General features: G+C 68.1%; 8 protein-coding genes and 1 pseudogene. 3 read left to right on the plus strand and 6 right to left on the minus strand.

Annotated features, from left to right (window positions below; genetic code table 11):
• Positions 1-30: 30 nt before the first annotated feature.
• A complete protein-coding gene (gene minC, locus ACK4TH_RS09360) occupies positions 31-795 on the minus strand; it encodes a septum site-determining protein MinC (protein ID WP_409625518.1) in 765 nt (254 codons plus the stop codon).
• Between the two features lie 459 nt (positions 796-1,254).
• Complete coding sequence (locus ACK4TH_RS09365; RefSeq protein WP_068607995.1) at positions 1,255-1,452, minus strand: heavy-metal-associated domain-containing protein; 198 nt, start codon at positions 1,450-1,452, stop codon at positions 1,255-1,257.
• A 69-nt stretch (positions 1,453-1,521) separates the two neighbouring features.
• On the opposite strand from ACK4TH_RS09365, the gene ACK4TH_RS09370 reads away from it, so the two are divergent.
• Both ACK4TH_RS09370 and ACK4TH_RS09375 read left to right on the plus strand, forming a co-directional pair.
• Positions 1,522-3,855: a heavy metal translocating P-type ATPase gene (locus tag ACK4TH_RS09370; protein ID WP_409625522.1), complete on the plus strand. Its 2,334-nt coding sequence runs from the start codon at positions 1,522-1,524 to the stop codon at positions 3,853-3,855.
• 92 nt (positions 3,856-3,947) lie between these two features.
• Entirely contained in the window at positions 3,948-4,532 is a 585-nt protein-coding gene (locus ACK4TH_RS09375; RefSeq protein WP_409625525.1) for a hemerythrin domain-containing protein, read from the plus strand.
• Between the two features lie 2 nt (positions 4,533-4,534).
• On the opposite strand, the gene ACK4TH_RS09380 is transcribed toward ACK4TH_RS09375, so the two are convergent.
• A complete protein-coding gene (locus tag ACK4TH_RS09380; RefSeq protein ID WP_409625528.1) occupies positions 4,535-5,920 on the minus strand; it encodes an aspartate aminotransferase family protein in 1,386 nt (461 codons plus the stop codon).
• Positions 5,921-5,961: 41 nt separating this feature from the next.
• On the opposite strand from ACK4TH_RS09380, the gene ACK4TH_RS09385 reads away from it, so the two are divergent.
• Positions 5,962-7,215 carry a YbfB/YjiJ family MFS transporter gene (locus ACK4TH_RS09385; RefSeq protein ID WP_409625531.1) on the plus strand — a complete coding sequence of 418 codons (1,254 nt, stop codon included), beginning with the start codon at positions 5,962-5,964 and terminating at the stop codon, positions 7,213-7,215.
• A 95-nt stretch (positions 7,216-7,310) separates the two neighbouring features.
• Here ACK4TH_RS09385 and ACK4TH_RS09390 read toward each other — a convergent pair whose 3' ends face one another.
• The 3 genes and pseudogenes from ACK4TH_RS09390 to ACK4TH_RS09400 form a co-directional block, all read right to left on the minus strand.
• Positions 7,311-8,201 (minus strand): porin, encoded by an 891-nt coding sequence (locus ACK4TH_RS09390; RefSeq protein ID WP_409625534.1) that lies wholly within the window; start codon positions 8,199-8,201, stop codon positions 7,311-7,313.
• A protein-coding gene (locus ACK4TH_RS09395; RefSeq protein WP_153004500.1) for an IS3 family transposase occupies positions 8,123-9,210 on the minus strand; the annotation gives its coding sequence in 2 pieces (ribosomal slippage) (positions 8,123-8,949 and positions 8,949-9,210; 1,089 coding nt in all). The genes ACK4TH_RS09390 and ACK4TH_RS09395 overlap by 79 nt, the downstream gene beginning before the upstream one ends.
• Positions 9,211-9,270: 60 nt before the next feature.
• Positions 9,271-10,281, minus strand: a pseudogene (locus tag ACK4TH_RS09400) (ParB N-terminal domain-containing protein); the annotation flags it as partial.

The following is a 10,281-nucleotide window of genomic DNA, read 5'->3' on the forward strand; positions in this document are numbered from 1 at the left end:
GATCGCTTTCAGTCTGGGAATGAGGGCGTTTCAGGAGAGGGGTTCGAGCAACAGCTTGTCACCGTCGGGTCCACTGTCCAGACGCACCTGGGCAGGCTTGCCCCGCACGGCATCGGGCCACGGGGTTTCGGCGGTGCGGTAGATACCGGCGATCGAGACCAGCTCCGGCTCGAGGGCCAGGGCAAAGACACGGGCCTCGGTCAAACCGCGCGCACCGGCGATGGCCTTACCGCGCAACGGTGCATACACATGGATGTGTCCGTCCGCAATGACTTCTGCGCCGGGGTTGACCATGGCCAGCACGACCAGATCGCGCCCGCGGGCATACACCTGTTGCCCGGACCGCAATGGCCGGTCCACCACGAGGGCGGTGACCGGCAAGCCGGGCGCCGATGCCGTTGGCGGCGCCACCGCAGCCGGGCTGTCCGCCCCCTTGGAGGGGCCGCGCACGGCCATGCGCCCCTGAACCTCGCCCGCAGTCAGGCCCCGCTCGCGCAACGCAGTTTGCCAGCCGTTCGGGCCGCCGTGGAAGGCCAGCGGCCGCAGGCCGATGCGCTGCAGTCCGTCCAGCAGGGCTTGGCGCTCCAGCGGGGTGGGGCCGCGGTCCGCTCCGCTCCATTCGGACAGATCCAACAGCAGCGGCTCGTCTTCGAAAAAACCCGGTGCGTCGCCGTAGCGCTGCTCCAGTTCCGCCAGAGCCGCGTCCACATCCGGCCCACGCAGACGGGCCACCACCAGCGGCATGTGGCCGTGGCGAATTTCGATGGCAGGGGGCAATGCGGAAGCGCTGGACATGGGGGCGTGATCTCGGTGCGCATCTTAGCAGCGCACGACGATGAATCATCGGTTCCATCGGGCTGCGGGTGTCCTGGTTCGTGGTTGGCGTTGTCCTTGGTTTTCCTTCTTGATCATCATTCACGGTAGTCGTCATGGATAGAAGCGCGCCACTGTCCGTGGACAAGGGCAGTTTTTGCTGGTGCGACAGTCGGTTGCGGTATTCATGACCCTGTGGGTTCCCCCCGCGTGGGTGTCGGGTTGGCTGCGAACAACCCGGTTGGACGGCACTCAGGCTGTGAATAACAGGGCTCTTGTCCGATTTTTTTCCACAGGCTTGTGCAAAACACGGTGGGGCCATTGCCGTGGCCCAGATGTGACAACGCCCCGGCCGCTGGGGCGGACGGGGCGAAGCGGGGGAAAGAAGGGGGGAGAAAAGCAAGGCGGGGCGGGCCGCAACGACCCGCCCCGGCGCGCCGGTCAGTCGACGACGGTGTAGCCCTCGTCCCGGATGGCGTCGGCCAACGCGGGGCGGGGTTGTTCCGATTCGACTTCGACGCGTTGGGCGTCCAGATCGACTTGGACCGTGGCTTGCGGATCGAGCGCGCGGATGGCCTGAGTGACCGCCCGGACGCAGTGGCCGCACGACATGCCCGTGACGGTGAAAACGTGTTTCATGGCGTTGCGGGAAAGTGGATCGAGCGGTCCATCATACGCCGCCGGGAGGTGCTGCGGCATACTCGTTCCATGGCGGACGAACTCACTTCTGCGGCATCGCCGAGCGACGCGCCGGCCGAAGCCGGGGTCACCGGGCAATGTGATCTGGGTATCGGGGGCATGACCTGTGCGTCGTGCGTGGCGCGCGTGGAGCGGGCGCTGCAGCGCGTGCCCGGTGTCACCCACGCCAGTGTCAACCTGGCGACCGAGACCGCGCGGGTGCAGTGGCGCGTCGATGCCGAGCACGCCGCCGAACTGCCTGCCCGCCTGCAGCGCGCCGTGCGCGACGCCGGTTATGAGCCCCGACCCCTGGCGAGCGCCGACGACGACGAGGCGCAAGCCCGGCAGACCGTGCGTCGCGAGGGCGCGTGGGTGCTGGTCGGGGCCGTGCTCTCGGCGCCGCTGGTGCTGCCGATGATCGCCATGGCGTTTGATGTGCACCTCATGGTGCCGGCGCTGTGGCAGTTTCTGTTGGCCACCCCGGTGCAGTTTGGCTTGGGGGCACGCTTTTACCGCGCGGGCTGGCATGCGCTGCGCAACGGCAGCGGCAACATGGAACTGCTGGTCGCTTTGGGGACGACGGCGGCCTGGGGCATGAGCGTCTGGCTCTGGTGGCACACCCCGCCCGACGAGATGCCGCATCTGTACTTCGAGGCCGCCGCCGTCGTGATCACGCTGGTGCGCCTGGGCAAGTGGCTGGAGGCGCGCGCCAAACGCCGCACCACGGCGGCCATCCGCGCGCTGCAGGCGCTGCAGCCGCCGGTGGCCCACCTGCTGCCCGATGGCGTGCGCCGCGAGTCGATGCAGGACGTTCCCGTGGCCGAACTGTTGCCCGGTGACCGGGTGCTGGTCCGGGCGGGCGAGCGCATCCCGGCCGATGGCATCGTGGTGCAGGGGCGCACCCAGGTCGATGAATCCATGCTGACCGGCGAGCCGTTGCCGGTCGCCAAGGCGGTGGGGGACGCGGTCACCGGGGGCAGCCTCAATGGTGACGGGGCGATCGAGGTGCGGGTCACCGCGATCGGCGCGCAATCGGTGCTGCAGCGCATCATCGCACTGGTGCAGGATGCGCAGGCGCACAAAGCGCCGGTGCAGCGGTTGGTGGACCGGGTGGCGGCGGTGTTCGTCCCCATCGTGGTGCTGGTGGCCCTGGCCACGGGGGTGCTGTGGGTCACCGTCGGGGGACTCGATGGCGAGCAGGCCGTGCTCCACGCCGTGGCGGTGCTCGTCATTGCGTGTCCGTGTGCGCTGGGTCTGGCCACACCCACGGCCATCATGGCCGGAACGGGGGCAGCGGCTCGCCATGGCATTCTGGTCAAGGACGCCGAGGCCCTGGAAGTCGCCCAGCGCGTGCGCACCGTGGCCTTCGACAAGACCGGCACGCTCACCGTCGGGCATCCGCGCCTGGTCGCTTTGGTGCCCGCTCCCGGCGTCGACGAAGCGGCCGCGCTGCGCACCGCCGCCGCCCTGCAAATGGGCAGCAGCCACCCGCTGGCCAAGGCGGTGCTGGCCGCATGGGGGGAGGCATTGCCCGCCCCTGCCGACGACACCCACACGGTGCCCGGTCGCGGGGTGCGGGGCACGGTCGAAGGCGTGACCCTGGCCCTGGGCAGCCCTGGCTGGATGGCGGAGTTGGGCTGCCCGCTGCAGGCGGGGGCCGGGCTGCCGGACGGCTGGGCATCGGCCATGGCCGAGCAGCAAGCCGCTGGTGCAACGCTGGCCGTGCTGGCCTGGCAACCGGACAACACCTGGCGCCCGCTGGCGCTGCTGGCCTTCGCCGACGAACCCAAGCCCGGGGCTGCGCAGGCCATCGCCGAATTGCGTGCGCGGGGCCTCGCGGTGGTCATGATTTCCGGGGATCAACGGGCGGCCGCCGAGGCCATGGCGCGTCGCCTGGGCTTGCGGCCCGAGGCCGGCGAGGTCGAGGCCGAGGTGATGCCGGCCGACAAAGCTGCCGTGGTGCGGCGTTGGCAGGCGCGCGGGGGCGCGGTGGCGATGGTGGGCGATGGCATCAACGATGCGCCGGCGCTGGCGGCGGCCGATGTGGGCATGGCCATGGGCAGCGGCACCGATGTCGCCATGCACGCCGCCGGCATCACGCTGCTGCGCGGCGACCCGGCCTTGGTGCCCGCTGCACTGGACATCTCGGCCCGCACGGTGCGCAAGATCCGGCAGAACCTGTTTTGGGCTTTCGTCTACAACGTTGCGGGGATTCCGCTGGCGGCCCTGGGCGTGCTGGACCCGGTGTTCGCTGGCGCGGCGATGGCGGCCAGCTCGGTCAGCGTGGTGTCCAACGCCTTGTGGCTGACGCGCTGGCGTCCCGCGCATGTGGCCGCGCCCCCCCGGTCGGTCTCCGGGCCTTGACGTGCGTCAAGATGAGGGGGGCCGTTTGGCGGCATGCTTGGCTGGCTTCGGTCTGCGGACCGATCGACCCTGTTTTGGGCAGGAGGCCACCCATGCACCCCTCGAGCGCCCTGCGCACCATCCGCGATGAGCACGCGGCCCTGGCCGCCATGCTGCAGTCTCTGCTGTGGCTGGTTCGCCGCGGCCCGGGCGATGACCGCCCGCGCTTCTTCGACACGCTGCGCGCGATGTTGTTCTACATCGACGAGTTTCCGGAGCGCTTGCACCACCCGAAGGAGTCCGATCTGCTCTTTCCGCGCGTGGCCAAGCGCGAGCCGGCCCTACTGCCCATCATCACCCGGCTGGAGCAGGACCACATGAAGGGCGAGTCGCAGGTGCGCGAATTGCAGCACCGGTTGCTGGCCTGGGAGTGGCTGGGCGACGATCGCCAGGCCGCCTTCGTCGAGGCCTGCGAGCGCTACGTCGGGTTCTATTTGGAACACATGCGGCTGGAGGAGCAGGAAATCCTGCCTGCGGCCCAGCGCGTGCTCGACGAAGCCGACTGGCGGGCGCTGGACGAGGCGTTCGAGGCCAACCGCGACCCGCTGACGGGCCGTTACGCACCCGATCCGGCGTATGAGCGCCTGTTTCGCCGCATTCTGGAGGTGGCCCCGGCGCCCATCGGCCTGGGGGCGTGACCTCACACGCCCAGGGCGGCCAGCCAGTCGTCGAAGGCGTTCAGCAGCCGGGCCACATGCGCCGGGGTGGTGGCCGGTGAACACAGCATCATGCCGTGGAACGGAGTCAGCAGGACTCCCCGGTTGAGCAGGAACAGGTGTAGGCTGGCCTCGAGCGCCGGTTGGGCATGGCGGCGCACATCGTCGGCGTTGCGCGGCGTCACGGGCATGAACTGCAGTTCCAGCCGAGCGCCCAACCGTGTCACGGTCCAGGGCAGGGCATGGGCGTGCAGGCGCTCGGTCAAGCCGGCTTCCAGTGCATCGGCGATGCGGGTCATGGCGGCGTAGCTGGCGGGCGTGTGCAGATGCTGCAAGGCCGCATCGAGCGCGGCCATGGCCAGGGCGTTGGCCGTGAGCGTGGTGCCGATGCCGCTGTGGCCCTCGGGTGCGGCCTGTTTGGTCGCTTGCATGCGGGCCGCCAGATCGGCGGTCACGCCATACAGCGCGCAGGGCACGCCACCGGCGACGGCCTTGCCGGCCACCCACACATCGGGTGCCAGGCCATGCGCCCGCGCATAGCCGCCAATGCCGCTGGACAGGGTGTGGGTTTCGTCCAGCACCAGCAGGGTACCGTAGCGGCGGCACAAGGCCTGCGCCGCTGGCCAAAAGCCGGGTACGGGCGGAACCAGACCAAAGTTGGTCAGTGCCGGCTCGGCCAGCAAGGCGGCCACCTGTCCATCGGCGAGTGCGTGTTCCAGCGCGGCCAGGTCGTTGAAGGGGACGACCCGCGTGAAATCGGGGTGGTCGTGCACCGCACCGAGCACCGACGGCCGGCGGACCGTGCCGCCGGTCGCCGGGTCGCGGTCCACCAGCGTGTCGTCCACCGCGCCGTGGTAACACCCGTCGAACACCGCCAACTGCGGCCGGCCGGTGACCGCGCGCGCCCAGCGCAGCACGAAGCGGTTGGCGTCGCTTGCGGACAGGGCCAACTGCCAGAACGGCAAGCCAAAGCATTGCGCGAGCCGTTCACCGACGCCCGCCGCCGCTTCGGTGGGCAGCATGCAGGTCAGCCCGCGCGCCGCCTGCTCGGCGATGGCGCGAGCCACCGGGGCCGGGGAGTGGCCGAACATCGCCCCGGTGTCGCCCAGACAAAAATCCGCATAGTCATGCCCGTCGGCGCAGGTGAGTTCCGCCCCGTGGGCGCTGCGCACGAACAGCGTCACCGGATTGGGCCAGTCGCGCATCCAGTGCAGCGGCACGCCAAACAGGTAGTGCGCCGCGCTGCGCTCGGCCAGCGCGCGCGAGCTGGGGTGTTCGGCCAGGAAGCGCTCGCGCTCGGCGGCTTGCACGGCGGCCAGACGGTTGGCGGATGGCGGGGCGGATGGACAGGGCAATGGCGTGTCGCGCATGGTGTGACAGGATAAAAAGGCCCGCATCACAATGCGGGGCCATGTCTCACCTCGAACAGGGATCCGCTTGTCCAGTGCCGTTGCGCCGCGGTCTGGTGCTCGCGCTGTGGTTGTCGCTGGGGGCGGCGGTGTCGCTGGGCATCACCCGTTTTGCCTACGGCCTGCTGCTGCCGCCGATGCGCGCGGACTTGGGCTGGAGCTATCTGCTCGCCGGTGCCATGAATACGGCCAATGCGGTGGGTTATCTGGTCGGGGCACTCACCGTCCCCGCGCTGATGCGACGCCATGGTCCGGCCACGGTGTTGCTGGGTGGTTCGGCGTTGGCGGCGCTGTTCATGGCGGGCAGCGGTTTTCTGACGGCCGATGGTCCGCTGTTGATTCAGCGTTGGCTGGCGGGCATCGCCAGTGCCTGGGTGTTCGTGGCCGGGGGGCTTCTGGCGGCCCGGCTGGGCAGCGTCTGGCCCCGCCATGCCGGCCTGATGCTGGGCCTGTACTACGGCGGCGTGGGCAGCGGCATCGTGCTGTCGTCGCTGGCGGTGCCGGCCGTGTTGACTTGGGCGGCAGATCGACCCCATGCCTGGGCGTGGGCCTGGTGGGCCTTGGCCGTGGCCTGTCTGGTCGCCACCGGGGGCCTGGCCCACGCCTGGCGCGGTCTTGGCTCCCTCGGACTCACGGGTGCCGCCCCGCCAGTGCCGACCCGTCCTCTGGCGCCCGCCGCTGCCGAGGGGCCAGCCCACACCGGGGCGCTGCTGCGGGCGTTTGCCCCGTCGTTGGTGGGCTACGCCTTGTTTGGCGTGGGCTATATCGGCTACATGACGTTCGTGATCGCGCTGTTGCGCGATCGCGGCACTCCTGCGGGGGAAATCACGCTGTTCTATGCCCTGCTGGGGGTAGCGGTGATGGCATCGTCGCGCCTGTGGGCCGGGTTGTTGGATCGGCACCGCGATGGACAGCCTCTGGCGCGGTTGAATGCGCTGCTCGGTCTGGCGACGGTACTGCCAGCCGTGACCCACGCATGGCCGGTGCTGCTGGCGTCGGGCCTGCTGTTTGGCGCGGTGTTTTTGTCCGTGGTTGCGTCCACGACCGCGCTGGTGCGCCACAACCTGCCCGCGGCGCGTTGGGCGGCGGGCATCAGTGCCTTCACCATCGTGTTTGCGGCTGGGCAGATCGTCGGCCCGGCCGTGGTGGGCTGGATTGGCGACGGTCCCGGGGGGCTGGAGCGGGGGTTGGTGTTTTCAGCGGGGGCGCTGTGGCTGGGTGCGCTGGCCGCGTGGCGCCAGCGTGCGCTGCCCTGAAAAAAAACGGGCTTTCCGCAGAAAGCCCGTCCCAAGGAGCGTTTTTGGAGAGATCGGGCGGCCCGTCGCCGCCCATGTGCGCACAGGGCGGTGTGTCAGAAGTCGTGACGCACGCCGACGGCGTAGAGACGCTCGTCCTTGGTCTTCGCGCCGACGTTGTTCTTGACCACCACGTCGCGGTAGCCGGCGTACAGGCGCGTGCGCTTGGACAGGGCATAGGTGGCGCCGAGGGCGAAGCCGTTGGCCTTGCCGTTCTTGGCGCCACCGGCCGAGTCCTTGGTCTTGCTGTAAGCGTAGCCGCCGGAGAAGGTCCAGGCCCCGACCGGCACGGTCACGCCCAGCGCGTATTCGCTGTCGTCGCCGTTGGCGGTACTGCCCTTGCGCTGGTTGTATGCGCCCGACACCGAGAAGTTGCCGAAGTCATACATCGCGGCCAGCACGGTGTACTTGTCAGCCTTGTCCTTCTCGTTCTGGTGGGCCAAGGCGACCTCGAAGTCCTTTTGCTTGTAGCCGGCCTTGAAGGCGTACTTGTCCTGGGAAACGCCAGCCTTCTCGTCCAGCGAGACGTCGATGCCGGCATAGAAGCCGCCCATCACCGGGCTGTAGTAGCTGATCTTGTGGTCGAAGCGCGAAGCGTAGTCACCGCCCGACTTGAACACGCCGTTGCTGGAGGCGGTGAAGGCGGAGTCGAATACATCGCGGCTCTGGCCCAGGGCGCGCACGTCGTCGTACACGGTGGAGCTGCGGCCCAGTTTGACTTCGCCGAAGCCGCCCATCAGCGACAGGCTGGACTCGCCCTTGAAGTACGGGTCCTGCGACGCGCCGGTGTCGGCGTTGAAGCGGTTTTCCAGCTTGAAGGCTGCCTTTAGGGTAATCCCCCCGAAATCCAGCGCTCCGAGAAGTAGAGCTATGCGGCCATGGCCAGCCGCTGTTTTGGGGTGATGCCGCCCAAGGCCATGTTCGGGCGCTCGTGGTTGTAGCGCCACATCCATTGCGTGGCAAACTCGCGGACCTCATCAAGATCGCACCAATGGTACTGCGACAGCCACTCATAGCGCACAGTCCTGTTGAAGCGCTCCACGTAGGCGTTCTGTTGGGGCTTGCCGGGCTGGATGTGCTCGATGTGGATACCGCGGGCACTGGCCCAGTTCAGCAGCGCGGCGCTGATGTACTCCGGCCCGTTGTCGCAGCGAATGACTTGCGGCTTGCCGCGCCAGGCCATGATCTGCTCCAGCGTGCGCATCACACGATGCGAGGGCAGTGAGAGGTCCACTTCGATGCCCAGAGCCTCGCGGTTGAAGTCGTCGATCACGTTGAGCAGCCGGATGCTGCGTCCGTCTTGCAGCTGGTCGTGCATGAAGTCCATCGACCAGACTTCGTTGATGGCCTGCGGCACACTCAGCGGCTCGGGCTTGTCGCGCACCAGCCGCTTGCGCGGCTTGATGCGCAGGTTGAGCTCCAGTTGCCGGTATATCCGGTACACCCGCTTGTGGTTCCAGGCAAAGCCTTTGACGTTGCGCAGGTACAGGAAACACAGCCCGAAGCCCCAGGTGCGGTTATTGTCGGTCAGCCGCAGCAGCCACTGGGCGATCTCCTCGTCTTCGGTGTCGCGCCGGGCCTCGTAGCGGTAGCAGGCCTGGCTGATCCGAAAGGCTTGACAAGCCGCCCGGATCGACAGCCCGCGCTGCTGCACGGCTCGTTGTGCCATCTCGCGCCGGCGAGATGGCTTCACCACTTTTTTGCAAGAGCCTCCGCCACGACCTCGGCCTTGAGCTTTTCCTCGACGTACATCTTGCGCAGCCGCCGGTTCTCCTCCTCCAACTCCTTCATGCGCGCCATGAGCGAGGCGTCCATGCCGCCGTACTTGGCCCGCCACTTGTAGAAGGTCGCCGAGCTGATGCCCAGTTCGCGGCACAGATCGGGCACGCTCAGACCAGCCTCCGCCCGCTTGAGCGCGTCGATGATCTGGCTGTCAGTGAAACGCGATTTCTTCATGGTAGAGATTCTCCTTCGAGACTCTCTACTTCTCAGCGCACTGGTTTTGCGGGGGGATTACCGCATCACCCGGATCACCGAGTCAGGGATGCGATAGTCCTGGGTGGGCTGCCCGGCATGGGTCCAGCCACCGACTTCGCCATCCTTGCCGCGCATCGCCGTGGAACTGCCATCGGCGCGCAGGTGCGATTCCTGGCCTGCGTGCTTGCACGGCACGATCTTGTTGGGCTTGCGGCTTTGGCGGTTGAAGTGGAAAACAAACTCGAAGCTGGGCGCCAGTCGCCCGGCCCAGTCACCAGGCATCCCCGGCCCCTGGTCCCAGACGTACCAGCCAAAGCGCCGCCAGCCTTGCGTTCGCATCCAACTGATCCAGCCATCCCAATACGGGATGAACTCGTTGTCGCGGTGCACGAGTCCCAGGTTGACCAGCACCTGCGCGTCCTCGCGCAAGGCCGTTCGAGCCGCGCCGAACACGCCCTGCATCAGGGCATCCCAGTCCGCAATGCCGCCCGTGGTGTAGTCGCGCTGGTTGGCATACGGCGGGCTGGTAAAGAGCAGCGCCGCACGCTCGCCCGCCATCAGCGCGGCGACCACGGCCGGGTCGGTCGAGTCGCCGCAGATCAAACGGTGCGCACCCAGTTGCCAGATGTCACCCGGCTGGCTGACCGGAGTCACCGGCGCATCCGGGATATCCTCATCCTCGGGTTCGCCATTAGGCGAATCCTCATCGGCACGCTCGGTCTCTTCAATATTGCCAAGCAGGTCGGCCAGTTCCTCATCGCTGAATCCGGTCAATGCCAGATCGAAGCCCGCTGCTGACAGGTCAGCCAACTCGACTGCGAGCAGTTCCTGATCCCATCCGGCCTGCAGCGCCAGTTGATTGTCGGCCAGGATATAGGCGCGGCGCTGGATGGGCGTCAGGTGGTCGAGCACCACCACGGGCACGGCGTCCAGATGGAGCTTTCTGGCGGCGGCTAATCGACCGTGTCCGGCAAGAATTCCGCCGTCTTCCGACACCAAGAGTGGTGCGGTAAAACCAAACTCGACGAGGCTGGCGGCGATCTGCGCCAC

Origin of the sequence: Tepidimonas sp., from assembly GCF_046292505.1 — a bacterium.
Taxonomy (GTDB): domain Bacteria; phylum Pseudomonadota; class Gammaproteobacteria; order Burkholderiales; family Burkholderiaceae_C; genus Tepidimonas.